14 protein-coding genes are annotated in these 20,873 nt (G+C 67.0%); 10 read left to right on the forward strand and 4 right to left on the reverse strand.

Annotated features, from left to right (window positions below; genetic code table 11):
- The first annotated feature begins 607 nt into the window (after positions 1 to 607).
- Both F0U63_RS20540 and F0U63_RS20545 read left to right on the forward strand, forming a co-directional pair.
- A complete protein-coding gene (locus tag F0U63_RS20540) occupies positions 608 to 6,184 on the forward strand; it encodes an RHS repeat-associated core domain-containing protein (protein WP_395847605.1) in 5,577 nt (1,858 codons plus the stop codon).
- A gap of 2 nt (positions 6,185 to 6,186) precedes the next feature.
- Positions 6,187 to 6,543 carry a hypothetical protein gene (locus tag F0U63_RS20545; protein WP_395847606.1) on the forward strand — a complete coding sequence of 119 codons (357 nt, stop codon included), beginning with the start codon at positions 6,187 to 6,189 and terminating at the stop codon, positions 6,541 to 6,543.
- Positions 6,544 to 7,087: 544 nt separating this feature from the next.
- Here the strand turns inward: F0U63_RS20545 and F0U63_RS20550 are convergent.
- Positions 7,088 to 8,740 carry a 1-acyl-sn-glycerol-3-phosphate acyltransferase gene (locus tag F0U63_RS20550; RefSeq protein WP_395847607.1) on the reverse strand — a complete coding sequence of 551 codons (1,653 nt, stop codon included), beginning with the start codon at positions 8,738 to 8,740 and terminating at the stop codon, positions 7,088 to 7,090.
- A 2-nt stretch (positions 8,741 to 8,742) separates the two neighbouring features.
- A complete protein-coding gene (locus F0U63_RS20555) occupies positions 8,743 to 9,705 on the reverse strand; it encodes an SDR family oxidoreductase (protein ID WP_395847608.1) in 963 nt (320 codons plus the stop codon).
- Between the two features lie 101 nt (positions 9,706 to 9,806).
- Between F0U63_RS20555 and mutL the strand changes: the two genes are divergently transcribed.
- The 5 genes from mutL (at position 9,807) to F0U63_RS20580 (ending at position 14,364) form a co-directional block, all read left to right on the forward strand.
- Positions 9,807 to 11,669 (forward strand): DNA mismatch repair endonuclease MutL, encoded by a 1,863-nt coding sequence (gene mutL, locus F0U63_RS20560; protein WP_395847609.1) that lies wholly within the window; start codon positions 9,807 to 9,809, stop codon positions 11,667 to 11,669.
- 66 nt (positions 11,670 to 11,735) lie between these two features.
- The gene (locus tag F0U63_RS20565) at positions 11,736 to 11,891 is read left to right on the forward strand and encodes a hypothetical protein (protein WP_002627068.1); all 156 of its coding nucleotides are present in this window, start codon (positions 11,736 to 11,738) and stop codon (positions 11,889 to 11,891) included.
- Positions 11,892 to 11,894: 3 nt separating this feature from the next.
- On the forward strand, positions 11,895 to 12,614 hold the full coding sequence (locus F0U63_RS20570) for a hypothetical protein (RefSeq protein WP_395847610.1): 720 nt from the start codon (positions 11,895 to 11,897) through the stop codon (positions 12,612 to 12,614).
- A gap of 179 nt (positions 12,615 to 12,793) precedes the next feature.
- Positions 12,794 to 13,795, forward strand: coding sequence for a tol-pal system YbgF family protein (locus F0U63_RS20575; protein WP_395847611.1), 1,002 nt, complete (start codon positions 12,794 to 12,796; stop codon positions 13,793 to 13,795).
- Between the two features lie 68 nt (positions 13,796 to 13,863).
- A complete protein-coding gene (locus F0U63_RS20580) occupies positions 13,864 to 14,364 on the forward strand; it encodes a hypothetical protein (protein ID WP_395847612.1) in 501 nt (166 codons plus the stop codon).
- A 12-nt stretch (positions 14,365 to 14,376) separates the two neighbouring features.
- Here the strand turns inward: F0U63_RS20580 and F0U63_RS20585 are convergent, their stop codons facing one another.
- Positions 14,377 to 14,883, reverse strand: a complete 507-nt coding sequence (locus tag F0U63_RS20585) for an FHA domain-containing protein (RefSeq protein WP_395847613.1) — start codon at positions 14,881 to 14,883, stop codon at positions 14,377 to 14,379.
- A gap of 161 nt (positions 14,884 to 15,044) precedes the next feature.
- Here F0U63_RS20585 and greA point away from each other — a divergent pair, with 161 nt between their 5' ends.
- Positions 15,045 to 15,557, forward strand: a complete 513-nt coding sequence (gene greA, locus F0U63_RS20590) for a transcription elongation factor GreA (protein ID WP_071900149.1) — start codon at positions 15,045 to 15,047, stop codon at positions 15,555 to 15,557.
- A 63-nt stretch (positions 15,558 to 15,620) separates the two neighbouring features.
- Complete coding sequence (gene recG, locus F0U63_RS20595; RefSeq protein ID WP_395847614.1) at positions 15,621 to 18,440, forward strand: ATP-dependent DNA helicase RecG; 2,820 nt, start codon at positions 15,621 to 15,623, stop codon at positions 18,438 to 18,440.
- 285 nt (positions 18,441 to 18,725) lie between these two features.
- On the opposite strand, the gene F0U63_RS20600 is transcribed toward recG, so the two are convergent.
- A complete protein-coding gene (locus F0U63_RS20600) occupies positions 18,726 to 19,262 on the reverse strand; it encodes a hypothetical protein (protein ID WP_395847615.1) in 537 nt (178 codons plus the stop codon).
- Positions 19,263 to 19,959: 697 nt separating this feature from the next.
- On the opposite strand from F0U63_RS20600, the gene F0U63_RS20605 reads away from it, so the two are divergent.
- The gene (locus F0U63_RS20605; protein WP_395847616.1) at positions 19,960 to 20,733 is read left to right on the forward strand and encodes a DUF4145 domain-containing protein; all 774 of its coding nucleotides are present in this window, start codon (positions 19,960 to 19,962) and stop codon (positions 20,731 to 20,733) included.
- Positions 20,734 to 20,873 lie beyond the last annotated feature (140 nt).

Genomic DNA, 20,873 nt, shown 5'->3' on the forward strand with positions numbered 1-20,873 from the left:
CACAGACGGACTGTCCCTCGGATTGGCGCTGCTCTCAATTCTACCCGGCATCCAAGAAGCGATTGTGCGTTCCACCCACCACGAGGGCTGATACCTCGGTTCCGTAAGGCCCCATTTCCAGACCATTCGTTGAGCCGGCGCGGGTGTGTCCGCGAGCCAGGTTTGTCTTCTATTGTCTGAGTGTCTATTCATGATGAATCAGAATTCTCCTTGTTCCACCAGGCTCCTCGTGTCGTCTGGAGCATCCTGGCCGTCTGCTGCTCGTCTGGCCGCGCTGTTCTGTCTGTTGGCCATGACTTCCGCTCGTGCCGATTTTGGCTATAAAGAACTGGTTACCAGTCCCGATGGAACCAGTCAGGCCGTCGTTACCTGGACCTGCGAGTGCCCCGGCGAATCCGTGGGGGGGAAGCAGTGTGCTGCTTACGCCACTGATGGCGCGGGCAACGTGCCTGCCCACGAGCGCAAAGATTATGTGTTCCTTGAGAGCGGGGGATTCAATGCCTGCGCGAAAGGGTCTCAGTGGGAATGCAACAGCGACCTGGATTGCGTGAGCCCAGGCGCCTTTGGCCAGGGACAGTGTGTCGTCAATTTGGAGGCCCGACTGACGGTGACGGTGAGTGGGAATGAGTTTTTCGACCCCATCGTGGTGTGCAAGTACCCGGTGCCGCCATCCGAGGTGTGTGATGGCCAGGACAATGATCTCGATGGGCAGACGGATGAAGACGGGTTCGGTGGAACGGTCTGCCCGCAGGACGGTGGAACCTCGACGGGTCCGGACGCAGGTGGCGACGGTGGTTTGTCCTGTGGGTCGGAAATCTGTGCGGACGGCCAGGACAACGATTGCGATGGCGCGGTGGACGAGGACTGCGCGCCCGGGGAAATCGATGGGGGCGGGCCCGTGGGAAGCAATCGAGGCCTCTATTGCTACGATCCCGTCAATCTCGCCTCGGGCTCCAGCTTCGAGCAGGTGAAGGACCTGAGTGTCGGGGATGGCCTCACCACCTTGACCTTCGAGCGGACGTTCAGCTCGCGGGGCGATGAGTGGATATACGATGCGCCCCTGGTGGGAGTGCCCAAGCCCTTTGGCGGAAGCCCCAACAATCCCGAGTCCGTGGAATGGTGGCACAACTGGCTGAGCGTCGTGGTGGAACACCAATACCACTGGAGTGTCCGTACGCCGGATGGAGGCCTGTTGCGTTTCCTGCCGTGCGCGGGCTCGACTTGCGAGGCCGTGCCCGCGCAAGGAAACCAGTCCCGCCCAGAGCGCTTGACGCGGACGCCCACGGGCTATGAGCTGCGTCAGTCGGATGGAACTCTGCTGGTCTATGAGTCCCTGTTCCTGGCACCGCGAGAGGGGCGGCGCCGCTATTTCCTGTCCCGGGTGGTCTCTGGAGCGGGAATCAACCTGGCGCAGTTGAACTATGCCCAGCCCAACCTGACCGGCTGTGCGCAGGGCGCGACGGGAAGCAGTCCGGGCGTCCCCTATCTCTCCAGTGTGCAGAGCCCCGCGGGAGCGAGCCTGAGCTTCGACTACCGTGTGCTTGCGCGTTCTGCGGGGGGCGTGGACTGTGTCATCGACCGGGTGCGCTCCCTGCCATACCAAGCTCATCCGCAGGAGTCAGTGGTGTACGCCTACACCACACAAGGGGGAGTCGAGCGGCCAGGGCGTATCGGAACGGCGGAAAAACGCTCGCGCCTGGAGCGCTACCTCTACACGGCGGGAGAGTTTCAGCGCTCCGAGGCGGGGGTGCTGCTGGTGCGGCATACGTACGGTGCGGATGGGCGTGTGGCCTCGGCGACAGGAGGAGGCTATGGTGCCGCGCTTTCCTGGGAGCCCACGGCGGGGGCCTGCCAACCGGGTTCCAATTGCTGCGGCCGGACGCCCCAGGTGCGCCAGGCGGTGGATTCCTACGCGGGACGGGGTGACGGCACCGAGGGGGCCGCCGGCCTGTTGAGCACCTATGCAACGCTTTCCAACTATGGCCAGGAGAACGCGCCGCGCATGTACCAGACGCAGGATGCATGCACGGTGAGTGGTGCCTGCAGCCCGGGCTCGGTTCGCTCGGAGTGGACCTGCTCCTCGCCCGGAAATCCCGGCAAGGAAATCGCGCGCAAGGACAAGCGGGGCAACTGGCAGGTATTTGGCTACTCCTTGTCCCCCGAAGCCTCTCCCCGATTGGAGCTCGCCAGTGTCAAGCGGGGTGCCTCGGACATGCTTGGGACGGGAGCCCTGGAGGAAACACAGTACACCTATACCTACGCCAACGGTCAGCAACTGCCGCAGGTGGAGGAGGAGGCCAGTGTCCTGGGGGGAGCCACGAATCGCAAGCGCACGCTCCACGTCTACGCTCCCGGAACGAATCGCACGAAGGCCCTCATTCGCTCCGGATGGACGCGGGTCCGCGGGAGCAACGGCACCTGGACGACCGAACGCCGTTTCGTGGGCACCTTCTTCCTCACCACCTTCAATGAAGACCAGGAGGATCCATTGGGCCGGGTGAGGGAGATTCATGGTCCATGCTGGGTGGCCAGCGAGTCCGCCACGGATTGCCCCACGACGACGCCCTATCCTGTGACGCGCTACGTATATTTCGAGCCGAATGCCACTAGCGCGCATGGCAACCGGTTGTCCCAGACGCTTGTCTACCCCGCTGGAGGCCCAGTGGACCCGAGTTCGGTCGTCCTGGGGACTGGGTACGACCACGAGTTCGGTTCCGGTTGGAGCCGCATTGAGTCCATCGTTGACGCCAATTGGCGGCTTACCAAGAACTTCTACAATGAAGACCGACTCGTGAGGACGGAGGAGGGCGCCCATGAGGCGTATCGCTCGAAGCTCATCACCTACGGCTATCAGAGCGACAAGTACTTGAGCTACATCAGCAATCCCGAGGAAGACTTCCATGTCTTCTGCTACCGTACGGGTGCCTCGCCAGACGGGCGCTGCACCAGTGGCGCGATGTCGGACAAACTTCAATGGGTGGCGCATGCCCGTGGGGCGGATGGGACGGGCTGGACGGAGAAGACCGTCTACGCCTACTGGCCGGATGGAACGCTGAAAGAGGAGAGTTTCCTGCTCCAGACGGGGACTGGGGTCCAGACGAGGCGGGTGATGAAGTATGCGGCGGATGCCCACAAGCGTCCGACGTGGAACAAGTGGGGAGAAGGCGCGGGGAGCTTCAGCGCGGCGAGGTCCTTCGATGGCGCGGACAACCTCACGGGAGTGGGGCATGCCTTCAACAACCCGCCCGCGTGGTGCGGAGGGGTGAAAACGGGCATGGGTCCGCTGGAGAACGGCACGCCTCTGTCGCAGTTGTGCTCCTCGCTGGCCTATGACCGGGCCAACCGCTTGGTGCAGGTGGATGAGTACCCGGCGGACGGTGTCTCCCAGCGGACGCTCTTCTCCTATGACGTGCAGGGCAATGTTGCCGGCGTGAAGGTGGGCTGTCAGTCGACGGATACGTTCGCCACCTGCGCCCAACCCGCGTCCACGTACTCGTATGACGATTTCGGCCAGGTGGTGGAGGTGTTCCTGCCGCACGCGGATGGCCCGGCGCGCTACGCCTATGATGCCCAGGGCAATCAGGTGGTGAAGGAGACGGCGGCCATGCGTCAGGCCGGCGAGTATGTTTTCACCACCTATGACATGCTCTCGCGCCTGGTTTCTGTCCAGCGGGTGCATGCGACGGGAAGTGAGTTGCTCTATCGTCTGGGTTACGATGACCAGGGAACGCCTCCCTCGAGTTGCCCGGCGGTGAAGTACACGAAGGGTCGGCTCCGCTACCGCGAGGACTCTTTCGGCACCACTTGGTTCTCGTATGACTTGTGGGGCAACGTGCTGGGGGAATTTCGCGTGAGAGCGGGGACCACGACGTGTGGCTCCGTGGCCAACGCGAACCCGCACACCCTCTATACCTACACGCTCAATGGCAACCTCCAGTCGGTGACGTACCCGAACGGGCGGACGGTGACGTATGTGTATGGGACGGGAGGCAACACCAACCGGGTGAGCGCGGTGGACGTGACGCTGTACGACGGCACGGCGTGGACCACGCGGCGGTTGCTGAGCAATGTCACCTGGGAGCCCTATGGCGGGCTGCGGGGCTACACGTTGAACCAACCCGGAGCGAGTGGCGCCATGACGGTGGAGTACGGACTGGGGGATGACGGCTCGGTGCTGCCCGCGGGCTGCTCCACGAGCTTCCCCTCCGCGGCGAACTCGGACCTGACGGGACGGCTGCGCAGCCTGCGCGTGTCCTCGGGCAGCGTGGCGATGGGGGCAGGCACGGGCGACATCTACCAGCGGACGTACACGTGGAAGGCGGACCAGGTGGTGCGCACGGACACGTGCCTGCTGGGGCAGAATGCGACGCCGATGCAGGAGACGTACGCCTACGATAGAACGTTGCGTCTGACGGTGGCGGGCCGGACTGCTGGCAACTTCAGCGCGACGGGTGGAGCGTTTGGCTCGCGGGTTTATACATATGACAGACGGGGAAACCGGACGGCCATGACGAGCGAGGACGCCAACTACTTCCTGAACTACGCGACCGACAGTGTGGGGCACAAGGACAGGCTGATGGGGTGGGGCTCGATCGCGGCCAACAGCCAGCTGGGGTACACGCTGGCGTACGACGTCGAGGGGCGAGTCACGCGCAAGGCGGACCTGGGCGAGGACACCACCCTGGCTTTTGAGTACGGGCCGTCGGTGGGAGTGGCCACGGAGAGTGTCTTCCGGGCGGTGGAAGTGGATGGGGCTTTCTACAACTACTACTACGACGCGCTGGGACGCCGGAGGCAGAAGAGCTACCCAGGAGGAACAAGCGACGAGTTCTTCTACATGGGGGCCAACCAGATGCTAGTGGACCGGGGAAGCAGCGACGTGGTGACACCGGTGGCGCACTACATGCAGGACGACTACGTGTGGCTGGGCGGACGGCCGGTGGTGCTGGTGCGGGGCAAGCTGAGCAACACGTGGACGCGGCTGGCGGACACGTCGGCGGACTGTACGCGCAACGGGGAGGCGTCGGCATGTGGTGTGTACTTCCCAGTGACGGACCACCTGGGCAAGCCGGTGCTGATGTTGGATGGAAAGGGGAAGGTGGCGGGAGCGGTGGACTACGAGCCGTTCGGCCATGTCAACCGGGTGGGACTGGTGGCGGAAACAGCGCATCCGCTCGACAACGACAGTTCCTCCATCCAGACGCTGGGCGCAATGGTGCAACCCACGGGGACGTCTCCGCTGGCGAACAACGCGATGTCCGTGAAGATGCGGGCCCTGTTCCACAAGGTGGACCTGACAGCGGGACAGGTGGAGGTGGTGGATGCGAACCTGGGAATGGTGTTGGCGTCCGTGTCGGGAACGGGCCGAGGGCGGACTTGGTCGGACTGGGTGACCCCTTTCACGGGACGCGCGAACGTAAGGCTGGCGTGGCCCGGTGGGAAGGCAAGCACGACCTCTCAGGGGGTGGTGCTTGAAGGCTACGAGTACCAGCGCTACCAGACAGGAGCCCAACCCTTCTGGATGCCGCTGCGCTTCCCCGGCCAGTACCACGACGCGGAGACGGACCTCTTCGAGAATTGGAACCGCTACTACGACCCGAGTATTGGCAGATATCTGCAGCCGGAGCCGTTGTTGCAATACCCTGAGTGGGTTGCGCCTGCGTACGCATATGCCCTCAACAATCCCTTGCATTACACGGACCCGGATGGGCGCCAAGCAGTGCCGCTCCCTGTCCCTCCCCCGCCCCTTATTCCTAGCATCAGGCCGCCTCATCCGGTGATCGTCATTCCTCTTGCGATCTGTCTCGGGATCAAACGATGTCGAGAGTTCCTGGAGAAGCCTCTTGATGCTTGGGATCCTTCTGACTCCGAATCGGACGAAGAATACGCTCCGAAGACCGAGGAGGAGTTGTTGGATATGATTAACGAGTGTGGTAGTGTCAAGCAACACCCTGACTGCGGTTGGCTTGAGGGTTCTGGTTACAATTATCCGAGCCCTGATGAGCTTGTGTGTGAAGGAGAAGAACCGCAAGACCCCAAGGAGCATACCCATGGGCTGTGCCCCGGATACAAGGGTCATTACTATTTGAAGAAAAAAGGAGTATACCAGGGAAGAAATCGCTCGGTTGTTTGCTGCCCATGCTGCCTTGGTAATAAACGGCAAGATCGTTGCCGGGAAAGATAATCATGAACGACAGGGTAAGCCGTGTTGTTGAGGAAATTTCAAAGTTTGATGACGAAGAGCTTGAGGCCGTGCTGGGCATGGGAGAGCGCGAATTACGGAGGCGCATTGTTCCCAACAAGCTCATGGCTTCGTATGAGGAGTACGACCGGAACCGTGCGTACCTTGAGTCCGGCAATGTTGGCTTCGAGACAACAAAGGGCTCCTGCGGTTTTCTTCTGTTGCCGCCAGGCAATGTTTTGACAATGTCTCCGACAGTGCGCCTATCCAAGGGTAATGTCTTTGTCTTGGCTGTTGTTGATGGCGACTTCAGGCACAGGCGTATCATTCCTTTGTCTGAGTCCTTCGGGCCAGAGCAATAGACAGGCGTGTGTTGAGTTGAGGAGTGAATGACCTTCAAGAAGCCAGGCGGCGAGCTTCGAGAGAAGAGTCGTGGCACGCCTCCGCGTTTTTGGCCGAGTCTGGTCGTCTAGACTTCCCTCGGTACAACGCACTCAATCGCCCAGTGCTGAATAGGAGCACACCATGGTGGCGGGACAGTTCGCCCAGAACTGTCTCGCGACCGTGACGCCCTCTCTGTCGACGGCAACGGCAGGACTGGGCGAACGGCTTGCCGTCCAGCCGCCGCAGCGCGTTCTCCGGGCAGGCGTGCACCGCCCCCCATCCGGTTCATCAGCGTGCCCGTCATCGGTGCGTGGAACATGGTCCTGCTCCTGGTGCTCGCTGTCCCGTACTGCGGGCACTGGTGGCGAATCGACCAGCAATCGGAAGACGTTGTCCACCAGCAACTGCGCTGCTGCTGGTCCGGAGAGGAACTGAGCGCATGAAGAGCCCAGCGCGCAGACTTGCGCTCATGGGCGTGGTGTCCCTCGTGCTGTGCCCAATCGACTGCCGAAGGCGAACCCTTCACCCCGAGAAGACAGAGCGGCGCTCCTTGAGGAGGGCCTGCAACATGCCCTGGATGGACTCGCGGGTGCGCTCGGTGAGCCGCTGCACCTGGGAGAGGTCCTCGGCGGCCTCGGGGGGCAGGTCACCCATGCTGATGGGCTCGCCAAAGCGCAGCGTCCAGCGCGCCGGCAGGGGCGGCAGCGTCACCGGCAGGTAGTCCAGGCCCAGGAAGCCCGCCGGCAGCTTGCCCAAGAGCGGCACCGTCTCCTCGGCCCCCACGATGGCCACCGGGACGATGGGCGCGCCCGTGCGCAGCGCCAGCTTCACGAAGCCTCCCCGGCCGAAGCGCTTGAGCTGATAGCGCTGCGCGAAGGGCTTGCCCATGCCCTGGCTGCCCTCGGGGAAGACGATGACCGGACGCAATTCGTCCAAGAGCCGCAGCGCGTTCTCCGGGCAGGCGCGCACCGCACCCAGCCGGTTCATCAGCGTGCCCATCATCGGCGCGTGGAACACCTGGTCCTCCGCCAGCCAGCGTGCCTCCTGCAAGTCCGGCCGCTCGCGCGAGAGCGCCTGCTGCAACATGGGCCCGTCGAAGGGCAGCGCCCCCGAGTGGTTGGCCACCAGCAGCACCGGCCCCGCCGGCACGTGGCTCGCCCCCTGCACCGACACCCGCCAGTAGTGCTCGTAGAGGAAGTCCACCACCGGCTGCAGCACCCCTCCGAGCGCCGCGTCCTTGCCGTACTCGTCCACGGCCGTGCTGCCCCCGAGCCCCAGGCTCGTGAGCGCCGCGCCCACCATGCCCCGCGCCGATACCACCGTCCGGCTCAACCGCTCGCTCGCCAGCGTCTGGAACGCGATCTCCTTCGCCAACGACAGCAGCCCCGACATCCGCGCCCGCATCCGCGGCGGCTCGGCTCCCGGCGAGGCCGCCGTGAAGAACAGGTCCGAGGGGCCCGCGAGCGTCTTGGGCTCGTCGAACACCGGCTCCGCTTCGAGCACGGGCTCCGCTTCGGACGTGGTCTCCGTCTCGGGCGGCATCTGCTCGGTCTCGAAGCCCGGCACGTCCACGGGTCCCTCGGGCACCGGCTCGCTCAGCACTTCCTCGATGCCCCGCCGCGTCTCCTCCAGCCCCGCGTGCGCCGCCTCCTGCTCCAGCAGGGCCGACTCGGCCGCGAGCACCTCGGCCTCTTGCGTCCGGGGGTGAAGCCGCTCCACCCGCCCGGGCTTGGGTGCCTCGGGGGTGGTGTGCACCTCGGGGGCTGCTGGGGCCGAGGACGTGGCGGGCTCCGTCGCGAGGCCCATCTCGGCCGGCGTGGCGGGACTCACCCCGGTCGGAGGCGTCGTCGCCAGGGCCGGGGACGCCGTGGGCGTCGGTCCCTCCACCGGGACGGAGAGGATGGCCGTGGCGGGCGCGCGCGTCTTCCCGGCGGGCTTGCCCTTGGCGGTCGCGGCCTTCTTCTTCGGAGCGGCGGCCTTCGTGGTCTCCGGGGCCTGGGGCTCCGCCGGGCGCGCGGGCTTCTCTTTCGCCCCGGCGGCCTTCTTCTTCGCCACGTTCGCCGGGGCGGGCTTCCTCGCCGCCTCGGCGGGGGCCGCGGGCTTCACGGACTCGGCCGGGGTGGACTTCGCGCGGGCCTTGGAGGACTGGGAGGCGCGGGGCGGTGCCTTGGCCATGATCAGCTCCTTCGTATCGCCGCCACGGCATCCCGGGCGTGGAACATGGGAATGAAGCCGAGCTCTTCCTCGGCGCGCTCGCCGTTGGCCACCCACCCGTAGTGCATGTAGTCCAGCAGCGAGGAGGGGAAGCCCGGCCCCCCGAGCGACGTCATCGTCTGGAGGGTGGCGCGGAAGAGCGGGCCGGGCAGGGGCAGGGGCGTGGCACCCGCCTGGCGGATGAGCCCGGAGAGCGGCAGCACCCCGCGGCCGACGATGTTGAACTCGCCCTCGGCGTTGGCGCTCAGCGCCTGGTACAGCGCGCGCGCGGCGTCCTCCTCGTGCAGCGCCTGCCAGAGCGGATCGTACCCGAGCAGCGTGGGCACCACGCGGTGGGCGAGCATGCGCGTCGCGGGGTTGTCCATGTTCGGGCCGAACATGGGCGCGAAGCGCAGGACGATGACGCGCGTCTCCGGGTGGCGCTCGCGAAAGACGCGCACCTGCTTCTCCACCTCGACCTTGTCGGTGATGAAGCGGCTGCCGGGGCAGCCCGTGAGCGGCGTCTCCTCGGAGAGCAGGGCGGGGTGGCTGGCGCGCGCGCCGTAGAGCGCCGTGAGCGAGGGGACGATGAGCCGGGGCACCCGCGCGCGGCCCACCGCGCTCAGCACGTTCATCGTGCCGATGACCTCCAGCTCGTGCGCGAGCGAGCCGTCGCGCACCGGCCCGTAGAGGAAGGCCAGGTGGTAGAAGACGTCCACGGGGTGCTCGGCGAGCGCGTCGGACAGCTCGCTCTCGGCGTCGTGGCGCGTGAGATCCACGCGGTGGTAGTCGACCTTGGAGCCCTCGGGCTTGGCCACGTCCAGCACGAGGATGCTCTCCACGTCGGCATCCTGCTCCAGTCGAGGCAGCAGCAGCCGGCCCAGGTCGCCCGCCGCGCCCGTCACCGCGACGCGCAGGCCGCCCTTGCTCGCTTGAGTTGCATCCATACGGGAGGGGGCGTGATAGCGCACCTGGGGGCCGCTTGTCAGCCGCGTTGCGTCCGCTTTACTGGCCAACGTGCCGGGTCCCGTACAGGATATGACCTCCCATGGCACGTGTCGCTCGCCTCAGTGATGTCCTCATCAACAAGATCGCCGCCGGCGAGGTGGTGGAACGTCCCGCGTCCGTCGTGAAGGAGCTGGTGGAGAATTCCATCGACGCGGGCTCGCGCACGGTGCGCGTGGCGCTCGAGCGTGGAGGGCTCGGGCGCATCACCATCTCCGACGACGGGCAGGGGATGAGCGCCGAGGACGCGCGGCTGAGCCTCGAGCGCCACGCCACGAGCAAGCTGCGGGAACTGGACGACCTGTTCACGCTGAGCACCAAGGGCTTCCGGGGCGAGGCGCTGCCGGCCATCGCCTCGGTGTCACGCTTCACCCTGCACACGGCCGAGCGCGAGTCCTACGTGGGCACGCGCATCACCGTGGAGGGTGGCAGCGAGCCCTTGGTGGAGGAGGCGCCGCCGCGCGTGGGCACGGTCATCTCGGTGGAGGATCTGTTCTACAACACGCCCGCGCGGCGCAAGTTCATGCGGCGCGAGTCCACGGAGCTGCAGCACGCGGAGGAGGCCGTCATCCGGCTGGCGCTCGCGCACCCGGACGTGTCCTTCTTCGTGGAGCACGGGGGCCAGGCGCTCTTCACCAGCCCGGCGAGCCCCACGGACCCGCGCGAGCGCATCGCCGCGGCGCTGGGGCCCGGGGTGCACCCGCACCTGGTGGCGGTGGAGGAGCGGCGGCTGGGGGTGAACGTCACCGGCTACATCGCCTCGCCCGAGTACACGCTGCCCAACGCGCGCGGCATCTACACCTTCGTCAACCGCCGCTACATCCGGGACCGGGGCCTCAACAGCGCCATCCAGCGCGCCTTCCAGGAGTTCCTCGCCGCCGGGCGCCAGCCGGTGGTGGTGCTCTTCATCGACATGGATCCCCGCGCGGTGGACGTGAACGTGCATCCGCAGAAGCTCGAGGTGCGCTTCGCGGACGCCAAGGGGGTGGGGGACGCGGTGAACGCCGCCATCTCCCGGGCGCTGCGGGCCGCGCCGTGGCTGGGTCCGCCGGGCGGGGAGGGCGGCACGATGGAGCCGCCCCGGCAGGCGGCGCACTACGCCATGGCCGTGGAGCGCTTCCTCACCCGCGCGCAGGAGGCCACCTGGGGCGCGCCCCTGCCCGTTCCCGGCACCCAGGACGCGGACGTCCCCGCGCCGCCCCAGGGCAACGGCTCCCTCTTCGCGCCCTCGGCGCCGAGCCCGCTCCTGCCCGGCCGGGCGCCCGCCTTCGGCCAGGCCCAGCCCCTGCTCAACGAGGCCCCGCCGCCGGGCTACTTCGGCGCGCTGCGGCCCATGGGGGTGCTCGGCGAGCGCTTCCACGTGTGCGAGGGGTCCGGGGGCACGCTGGTGGTGCTGGACGCGCACGCCGCGCTGGAGCGCGCCCGGCTGATGGCCTTCCACAAGGCGCTTCAGCGCGCGGAGCCGCCGGTGCCCACGCTCTTCGGTGCCACGGTGGAGCTCGCGGTGCCGGTGGCCCGCACGCTGGTGGAGGGGCAGGAGGCGCTCGCCCGGCTGGGGCTGGAGGTGGAGCCCTTTGGCGGCACGACGCTGGCGCTCAAGGCGGTGCCGCCCGCGCTGGTGGGGGCCGACGCGCGCGCCCTCCTGGAGGCCCTGGCGCGCGCGCTGCCGCCACCGGGCTCGGCGCTGGACGCGGTGGCGCTCGCCGAGCCCCTGCGCGTGCTCGCCTGTCATGCCGCGCGCCACGCCGAAGGTCAGCTCTCCGAGGGCAAGCTCCGGGCGCTGCTGGGGGAGCTGGACGCGGCGGACTTCCATCCGCCCTGCATCCACGGCACGGTGGTGGTGCTCGAGGTGCCGCTCTTGGAGCTGGAGCGGCGCGCGCTGCGGCCTCCGGGGACGAAAAGTTGACGCACCGGGGGTCGTTGCTACGGTGCGCCACCACCCTGTAGCACCCTGGCGCGAGGAGAGGGACGGATGCTCGGTGTCATCACCCTGAGGGACGTGCTGGCCCACGTGGGCCTCATTCGGCGCGAGTTCGGCTCGCGGTGCGTGGTGTGGTGCCTGTTCGCCGCGCTCTCCCGCCGCCGGACCACGTTCCTCGAGATCGCGCTGCGACTGAAGGACGCCTGAGCGATGCGTGCCTTCGTGTTCCTTGGTCTTCTGCTCGCCGCCGCCACGGCCTCCGCCCAGGAGGAGTCCGAGGAACTGGTGCCCCTCAACGGAGTGGGCCGCATCACCGTCCAGGGTGGGTTGCGCTTGTCGAGCAACAACACGTTCTTCGACAGCTTCTACGCGCTGCCGGGCTTCCAGTGCTCCGAGGGGTGTTCGCGCGAGTCCCCGTTGGGCCCCTTCGCCACGGCCACCTTCGGCTACTCGGTCTCGGACTTCATCGAGGTGGGCATCGACCTGTTCTACACCCACCAGCAGCTGCGGCTGACCAACTCCCCCCTCCACACCAACATCACCTACGGCGCCCTGCTGGGCCTGCGCTTCCAGGGGCTGCTGGAGATCCTCACGCCCCAGGGCGTCGTGCCCTTCATCGGCCTGGAGACGGGACCCTCGTTGGCCTACTCCCTGGTGGAGGGGGTGGGGCGCCGGGAGTCCATCGTCCAACCCTGGGTGGGCACCGTGGGGGCCACCGTGCGCTTGTCGGCCCACTGGGCGATCACCGCCGAGTACCGGCTGGCGTTCGCCCGGGGGCAGAGCCCCTACCAGAACAAGCCCCCGCCCTCGGGGACGGGAGACGGCCCCTACAAGAATCTGGCTTCCTACAACGCGGGTGGTAACTGGTTCGCCCTGGGGGTGACGTACCTGCTGGCGCCGGATCCGGTCCGGACCTTCAGCATGCCCTGAGCGGGGGCCTGTTCCCCTGGCCGCTTGGTTTTTTCATCAGGTCCCCGGAAATTCCTCGGGGGCCGAGGCCTGTTCCCGGGCCGACAGATAACGGGGTGCCGCGAGAGCGCCGCCCGAGGGAGCCCTTCACGATGCGCGCAGAGGCCGAGAGCACTTCCGGGCCCAACAGGAACTTGTCCATGGCTGCCGAGATGAAGTCCGAGTACGACTCCAAGGAATTGAGTGAGATCCGCAAGGAGGTCATCGAGTCCCGCAACTTGGTGATCAAGACGGACAACCTGCTCAAGAACCTTCACGCGGAAGTGAAGGCGATTGGCAAGCGTCACGAGGATCTGCAGAAGCGGCAGTGGATTTCTTCCGGCGTGGCGTACGTGCTCTTCGCGGCGTTGTGCGTGGGCGGCGCGACGATGGTGATGTCCTCGCGCTCCTCCAACGCGACGGCCGAGCGCGAGCGGCTGGAGAAGACGGTGACCGAGCTGACGGCGCAGCTGGACAAGCAGCGCGCGGAGCAGACGGCGGTGCAGGCCTCGCAGCGCGCGGCCAACGAGGTCTTCCGGCTGATGACCAACCTGCCCGGAGACGAGCGGCTCAAGGGCGTGGACGAGCTGGTGAAGCTGGACACCTCGCGCCTGACGGCCCTGGAGCGCGCGGCGCTCAACAACCAGGCGGCCTTGCTGCGGCGCGAGATTGGCGACGCGGCGTTCGAGCGGGGCAAGGCGGCCTTCCGCCGCAACGAGATGAAGGCGACCATCGACGAGATCTCGCGCTTCGTGGCGATGAACCCGCCCCAGGAGCAGCTCCTGGACGCGTCCTTCTTCCTGGGCGTGGCCTACAACAACGAGCGCAAGCACGAGCAGGCGGTGCCGCTGCTGGCGCGCTTCGTCGCGGGCGACAAGCGCTCCAAGACGCGCGACTACGCCATGTTGCTGCTCGCCCAGTCGTACCAGGAGACCAACGACCTGGACAAGGCGATGGCCACCGTGCAGGAGGCCCTGGCCACCTATCCGGCCAGTGAGTTCGCCCCCCAGATGCGCAGCCGGCAGAGCTCCATCCGCCGGCAGCGCGCCGGGGGTGCCGAGGCGGCCGCGGCGTCGGCTCCGGCCGCGGCCCCCGCCGCCGCCAAGCCCCTGGTGCCCGTGACGGTGCCCGTGCCCGCCCCGGCTCCCGCTCCGGCGCAATGAACAACCGCGGGGCCCCCGCGCTCTCTGGCGTTGCCACGCGGGGCTCCCGGTCGTAAGACGGGGGCCCCGTGACCACGCCCGATCCCCGCTACCGTCCCTTCCGCGCCGCCGCCTACGGTCTCTACATCGCCGTGGTGGTGGCGTTCTGTCTGGGGGTCATCGTCAGCGTGTCCCGCTCGGTGGCGGCGATGAACCCCCGGCGGTTCGTGTCCGACGAGCCGGTGCTCACCTACCGCGAGTGTCTCGACGCCGCGGACGCGCTGTGGTCCGAGCTGGAGTCCGCGCGCGAGAAGCTCGTGCGCGCCTCGCCGGCCCATACCGTGGATGCCCAGTGGATGACCTTCCGCACCGGCTGGCTGCGGCGGCTGCGCGAGCGGGAGTCGCGCTGCGCGCTCGACTCGCGCAACAACGCGGACCTCAAGCGGGTGTACGGGCGCCTGGAGGACGTGTTGGATCGCTACACCGTCCACGCCGTGCAGTACGCGGGCGAGGTGGGTGGCACGGTGGACGCGCTGCGCGGCGCCTTCTCCACCGCGCGCAAGAACCCCGCCGCGGGCACGCTGCCCTGAGCGGGCGCGCTGTCAGCGCCGCGTCGCCCGGAGCCGGGCGTGCAGCGTGTCCGTCATCAGGAACCAGAACTGCACGTTGCCAAAGCTCAGGATGTCCCCATCCTTGAGCGTCGCCTCGCGCGTGCCCAGCGAGTTGGCGTTGAGGAAGGTGCCGTTGGTGGAGCCCTGGTCCTTCACCGTGCAGCGCGCCGGGCTCTCCGTCCACCGCAGCTCCGCGTGGCGCTTGGACACGGACGGATCATCCACGAACACGTCGCAGTCGGGCAGCCGCCCCACGCTCAGCGCCTCCGTGCGCGCCAGCGGCGGCAGCGTGGTGATGAGCAGATCCTCGAACTCGAAGAGCAGCGAGAGCATGCCCCGCTCGATGTCTCCGGAGGAGGCCACGCGCGTGGGTTCGAGCACCGCGCTGGACGGGCGGCCCGGCGCTCGCTGGATGAGCACGAAGGGACCGAGTTGACGGCGGAAGGCCCCGGAGGGCAGGGAGGCGCCGAGCGCGCGGAGTTCCTGGATGGACAGCACGGCGCGTCAGCATGCCAGAAGATGAGTGGGGGCTCGCGGGTTTCGTTGACCGGGCTGGCGCCGGTCTCCTACAGTTCCGCCCCTCGGTCGAGGCCCCCCGTCCACGGGATGGGGCGGGTCTCGGCCTTCACCTCGAATGGACGTGGGAAGGAGCGGTGTCGATGACCGGCAGCGGGAACATTCCGATGACCCCGTCAGGTCTGCGGAAGCTGAAGGCGGAACTGAAGCACCTTCAGTCCGTTGAGCGCGGAAAAATCTCCCGGGAGATTGAAGTGGCGCGCGCGCACGGAGACCTGCGCGAGAACGCCGAGTACCACGCGGCCAAGGAGAAGCAGTCCCACATCGAGGGCCGCATCCTGGACCTCAATGACTGGATTGCCCGGGCCGAGGTGATCGATCCGGCCAAGCTCGGAGGGGACAAGGTCGTCTTCGGCGCCACGGTGGACCTGCTGGACGTGGAGTCCGACAAGACGGTGTCCTACCGCCTGGTGGGCGAGCTGGAGGCGGACCTGAAGAAGCGGTGGATCGCCGTGACGTCGCCGGTGGCCCGCGCGCTCATCGGCAAGAAGGAGGGCGACATCGCCACCGTGCAGAGCCCCGGCGGCGTGCGCGAGTACGAGGTCCAGGCCATCCGCTTCGAGGATCCCGAGGACGAGCCGCTGCCGGAGTCCTGAGACCCCGGCCGTGAGCAGTCGAACAGGGGAGCGCGCGCGAGCCCGCTCCCCTGTCTCGTTTGGATGGGCGGCGAGCAGGGCGCGGTTTACACTGAACATTTGGACAAGACCGTGAACCATCCGCTCGCCAGCCTCGTTGGACCCATGCGGTACGCCTGCCGGAGTGACTTCGCCCACCTGTCCACGGTGAAGAACCTGCGCGTCCTCCTGGAGAGCGCGCTCGCGGGAGCCACCGGGGTGGACGCGGAGGCGCTCCGGCACCTGCGCGCCGCGCTGCCCCACGTCGACCATCCCACCCCCGAGCGGCGCAAGGATGCCCTGCGCGGCGTGGTGGCCGGCCTGCGCTTGAGTGGCGTCCCCCTTCCCGAGGAGCTCGCCCAGGTGGCGGCCGTCCCGGTGGCGGCTTCAGGCGAGGGACCCGGCAAGCCGAAGGCCGGGCTCGTGCCCGCCTGGAAGGCCACCGAGCCCTTGCGTGGCTCCCCAGTGCCCGGCAGTACGCCGCCTCCCCGGCCCTCCGAGCCTGGACGTCCCCCAGCGGCCCGGCCAGCTCCAGTGGCGACCGCTTCCCCGGCGGCCCGGCCTTCCTCCGCCACGCGGCCGCCCTCCGCGGCGAGGCCTCCCATGGTGGCCCGTCCCCCCGTGGCCGCTCCGCCCGCCAAGGGGAGCGCGCCCTTGCTCCCCGCCGAGGACAAGGCACCCGCCCGGCGCAAGAAGAAGCGGGTGGCCAAGGGCCAGGAGGAGTCGCGTGCCGAGGCGAAGCTGTTGTCCATCGCCCCGCGCTCGGGGCCGCTGGCCATTCCCCTCAAGACGATGGGCAAGAAGCTCGGTCCCCGGCTGCTGGCGGCGCTCAACAAGAAGGGCCTGCGGCGCGTGGGGGACATCCTCTTCCTGCTGCCGCGCTGCTACGAGGACCGGCGCAAGCTGCAGACGATCTCCGAGCTGATGCCAGGAGAGCGCGGCGTGACGGTGGGCGTGGTGAAGGTGGCGGACTTCGTGCCGAGCCGCACCGGCGGCAAGCGCATGTTCCGCGCCGTGGTGGCGGATCGCACGGGGAGCATCGCCGCCACGTACTTCAACGCCGGCCCCTGGCTCCAGCAGCGCTTCCCCGTGGGCAAGCGTCTGGTGCTCTCGGGGGAGGTGCGCGCCTCGCTGTCCGGCCGCGAGATGTCGCACCCGGAGATCGAGCCCGCGGAGGACCTCGAGGTGTCCTCGGTGCACTTCAACCGCATCGTCCCGGTGTACCCGGGTTTCGAGCGGGGTGACCAACGCTCGTTCCGCGAGCTGGCCTCGGTGGTGAGCGAGTCCTACGCGAGCCATCTCGAGGAGCCGCTGCCGGCCACCCTGCGCGAGAAGCTGGAGCTGATGACGCTGCCCGAGGCGCTGCGGTCCATCCACTTCCCGGCGGGCAGCGCGGATCCGGAGATGCTGGACAAGCACCTGAGTCCGGCGCACCGGCGGCTGGCGTTCGACGAGCTGTTCTTCCTGCAACTGGGCATGGGGCTCAAGCGCCAGGGCAAGAAGACGGAGAAGGGCATCGCCTTCGACGTGTCGGCCTCGCGTCTGGAGCAGGCGCGCGCGGCGCTGCCCTTCGAGCTCACCGGGGCGCAGAAGCGCGTCATCGAGGAGATCGCCCGGGACATGGGCCACGACGAGCCGATGAACCGGCTGGTGCAGGGGGACGTGGGCTCGGGCAAGACGGCGGTGGCGGTGGTGTCCGCGCTCGTGGCGCTGCGCGACGGCTACCAGGTGGCGGTGATGGCGCCCACGGAGATCCTCGCCGAGCAGCACGAGCGCACCTTCCGCAAGCTGCTCGAGCCCCTGGGCTTCAAGGTGGGCCTGGTGAGCGCGTCGGGGACGGCGAAGAAGAAGCGCGAGGTGCGCGAGGCCGTGGCGCGCGGGGAGATCCACCTGGCGGTGGGCACGCATGCCCTCATCCAGGAGGGCATCGCCTTCGAGAAGCTCGGCTTCGTGGTGATCGACGAGCAGCACCGCTTCGGCGTGCTCCAACGCCACATGCTCATGAGCAAGGGTGTGTTCCCGGACGTGCTGGTGATGACGGCCACGCCCATTCCCCGCACGCTGGCCATGACGTTGTATGGCGACCTGGACGTCTCGGTCATCGACGAGCTGCCCCCGGGCCGCACGCCGGTGAAGACGCGTGTCTTCAATGACAAACAGCGCGCGCGCGTCTACGAGGCCGTGGCGGCCGAGGTGGCCAAGGGCCATCAGGCCTACGTGGTGTATCCGCTCGTGGAGGAGTCGGAGAAGCTGGACCTGGAGGACGCCACGCGGGGAGTGGACAAGCTGCGGCAGGTCTTCCCGGGCGTGGAGGTGGGCCTGCTCCACGGGCGCATGAAGCCCGAGGAGAAGGACGCGGTGATGGATGCCTTCCGGGCGGGACAGATCCAGATTCTCGTGTGCACCACGGTGGTGGAGGTGGGCGTGGACGTGCCCAACGCGTCGGTGATGGCCATCGAGTCCGCGGAGCGCTTCGGCCTGTCCCAGCTCCACCAGTTGCGCGGCCGGGTGGGCCGTGGCGCGGCGGAGAGCTACTGCTTCCTCGTGGCGAACCTGGCGCGCTCCTCGATGGAGTCCTCGGAGCGGCTGGGCGTCATGGAGCACAGCAGCGACGGCTTCGTCATCGCGGAGAAGGACCTGGAGATCCGCGGCCCGGGAGAGTTTCTGGGCACGCGCCAGAGCGGCCTGCCCGAGCTCGCCGTGGCCAACCTCGCCCGGGATGGGGACTTGCTCTCGATCGCGCAGCAGGAGGCACGCGCCATCCTCGCCCGGGATCCCCAGCTCCGGGCCCCCGAGCACCAGGGTCTGGTCAAGGCTCTCGAGGAACGCTGGGAGGGCCGGCTCGCCCTGGCCCGCGTGGGCTAGGAACGATGTAACGTTGCGGTCATAGCGTGCGCTCCGCTGGAGCCGGGCTGCCAGAGCGCGAGGGTCTACCCAAGTAGCAGAACGGAAGGGTGTTCGACGCGGGCACGGTCCACGACGAGCACCGCTGGGTCCCTGCGTGTGCTCCCAGGGGACGGGTTGCCGAGGCAGCGGGCCGCGAGGTGACCGACGCGGGCACGTGCTCCACTAGCTGGGCAGAGCGTCCGATGCGGACGCGCTCTCTCGATGGGGCCGGGCCGTTTGAGCGCGCTTCAATTCCGCTCAATGTCATTCTGATGTGACAGAACTTCGCAGAATAAAGAGCTTGTGGGGGCCGGTCTTTACCTGACGATGTGCCAATCCGTGAAGATAGTGCCACCGTAGATGTCCCTCGATCAAAACGAAGCGCGCATCTGGGAAATCACCGCCATAGGTTGACACACCAAAAGGCGTCTCAAGGACGACAATCGGGTAATCCCATGTACCGTTGTTCCAGCCACGGGCCGTTGCGGTCGCCTTCGGGCCGAAACGTGTGAAGCGCGCATAGTCGTGCACCGGATCGGGTGGATTGCGCTCATTGAGGTGGACGGCTGAGAGCACACGCTCTGTGGGCCATGCCTCTAGTCTCCACTCAAGTGTTTCCAGTGGGATGAAGCGGAAAGGTGAATGGTCCCAATGACGATGAACCCACTGTTCTACTATGCGGGGATGCAACTGGGCTAGTTTGTCACCGTTCCGAGTCCACCACAATTCGAACTCCTCACCATTAGGATCCAGGTCGTTTGGCCACGTTTGATCATCGCCTCGGAACTTCAATTGAAGCATTTGCCACACCTCTGATGAATTACGTGCCCAGCAAATGGACAGCAGCAAGAGCGCATGAGCCTAGCGCAGAGTGTTCGAAGTGGGCACTCGATCCACCGGGACCGAGCAGTTGAGCAGAGCGACCCAGCGCCCGACGCGCACGTCTGCCATGACCCAACGAGCGAGACGCTGGGCACCGCGCGGACCAGCGCGAAGAAACTGCCGCACGCGGGGATAGCTCCGCTGTAGCCTCTGGCGTGGGCTTGACGAGCCGGGTTGCTGCTCTACCCCAATGGCAAGGTCAGCGTGGCACGCGGCGGGACGGCAGATCAATGGGCAAGTGGAGCCATCGTCCCGGCGTTTGGAGCGAGACACGCAAACTCGCCAAAATCGGGCGGTGGACCGCGCCCCAGTCGGCCCCGTGGGACTCCAGGACGGCAGTCATCGTCGCGGTGCGCGGCTCAGCCCCGGGGCGCGCGTCGGACACCCGGCACCTTGTTCGGGCAGCCCGGCTTGTGGAGCGCAGTGGGACCTCGGTGAATCATGGGCCCATGTCGGACACTTTGCGCAGGGTGAGGTCCGCTGCGGACTCCCCGTGTACTCGCTCCGCGCAGGCACTGGGATATGCTGCTGGCGCAAAGTCGGTACGTGCAGCTGTTTGTCGGGTTGGGGCACAGGAAGGCAGTAACTGCAAGAGTGTTCTGGCAAACTCGGCCATATGAGCTTCGACCGCACAAAATGGACTGTGCCCTTCACTACGGATAGGGCGACCTCGTGGCCTTGTCCCCGGTGCGAGGAGGGTACCCTAGTACCTGTGAAAAAGTCGTTCACAGCGGAAGATACTGCTGAGTCGCGTAAAAATTCTGCGCACGAAGCTTGGGAGCCGGACTGGAACAAGGGGCGATTCGCAGGGCGCTTGGTCTGTACGCGTACGGAATGTGCTGAGTCAGTTGTCGTGTGTGGCGACACGAGTGTCGTCCAAGACGGTTTTGATCCAGAAGAGGGACCAACGTACACGACCGAGCTTCATCCGGTGTTTTTTCACCCAGCCCTGCCTCTTTTTCGTGTACCGCCTACCTGCACAGAAAAAGTTCGGGCCGAACTCAATCGGGCCTGGGCACTCTATTGGTTGGACTCGGCCTCTTGCGCCAATCGGGTTCGAACCTGTGTGGAACTCGTGCTCACACATCTCAAGGTTCCACGCTTCAGAAGGACCCAAACGAATCGGAGGATAATGCTGAGGCTTCACGACCGGATTGAACTCTTCAAGCAGAGAGATGCTGAACTAGCTCAGGCACTCATGGCTGTGAAGTGGATCGGGAACATCGGGAGCCATGAGGGAGGGGCAGGAGGGATGGGTAGGGATGACGTCCTGAACGGGCTTGAACTGCTAGAGTATGTGCTTGTTGAGGTGTTCGAGCAGCGATCAAAGCGGTTGGCCCGGATGGGGAAGCAAATCGTTAAGCGAAAAGGGCGCCCGAAACGATCTTAGGTGGAAGGACCATGCTTACCACGGGGTGCCCGCCGCATTTTGAAGTCCAAGGATTGCTGCAGTTAGACATGCTGTCTGAGTGGGGCGTAGGGGACGCCGACGTTAGCGTGGACCCTCCTGGGGTAAGTGTTGTTCGTGAC

Source organism: Cystobacter fuscus (genome assembly GCF_044360685.1).
Taxonomy (GTDB): Bacteria; Myxococcota; Myxococcia; order Myxococcales; family Myxococcaceae; genus Cystobacter; species Cystobacter fuscus_C.

What these genes read in the sequence shown, in the direction of transcription:
- F0U63_RS20550 (WP_395847607.1), bottom strand. Translation starts at nt 8,740, where the DNA reads ATGGCCAAGGCACCGCCCCGCGCCTCCCAGTCCTCCAAGGCCCGCGCG.
- F0U63_RS20575 (WP_395847611.1), top strand. Translation starts at nt 12,794, where the DNA reads ATGGCTGCCGAGATGAAGTCCGAGTACGACTCCAAGGAATTGAGTGAG.
- F0U63_RS20545 (WP_395847606.1), top strand. Translation starts at nt 6,187, where the DNA reads ATGAACGACAGGGTAAGCCGTGTTGTTGAGGAAATTTCAAAGTTTGAT.
- F0U63_RS20600 (WP_395847615.1), bottom strand. Translation starts at nt 19,262, where the DNA reads ATGCTTCAATTGAAGTTCCGAGGCGATGATCAAACGTGGCCAAACGAC.
- F0U63_RS20605 (WP_395847616.1), top strand. Translation starts at nt 19,960, where the DNA reads ATGAGCTTCGACCGCACAAAATGGACTGTGCCCTTCACTACGGATAGG.
- recG (WP_395847614.1), top strand. Translation starts at nt 15,621, where the DNA reads ATGGGCGGCGAGCAGGGCGCGGTTTACACTGAACATTTGGACAAGACC.
- F0U63_RS20570 (WP_395847610.1), top strand. Translation starts at nt 11,895, where the DNA reads ATGCGTGCCTTCGTGTTCCTTGGTCTTCTGCTCGCCGCCGCCACGGCC.
- mutL (WP_395847609.1), top strand. Translation starts at nt 9,807, where the DNA reads ATGGCACGTGTCGCTCGCCTCAGTGATGTCCTCATCAACAAGATCGCC.
- F0U63_RS20555 (WP_395847608.1), bottom strand. Translation starts at nt 9,705, where the DNA reads ATGGATGCAACTCAAGCGAGCAAGGGCGGCCTGCGCGTCGCGGTGACG.
- greA (WP_071900149.1), top strand. Translation starts at nt 15,045, where the DNA reads ATGACCGGCAGCGGGAACATTCCGATGACCCCGTCAGGTCTGCGGAAG.
- F0U63_RS20565 (WP_002627068.1), top strand. Translation starts at nt 11,736, where the DNA reads ATGCTCGGTGTCATCACCCTGAGGGACGTGCTGGCCCACGTGGGCCTC.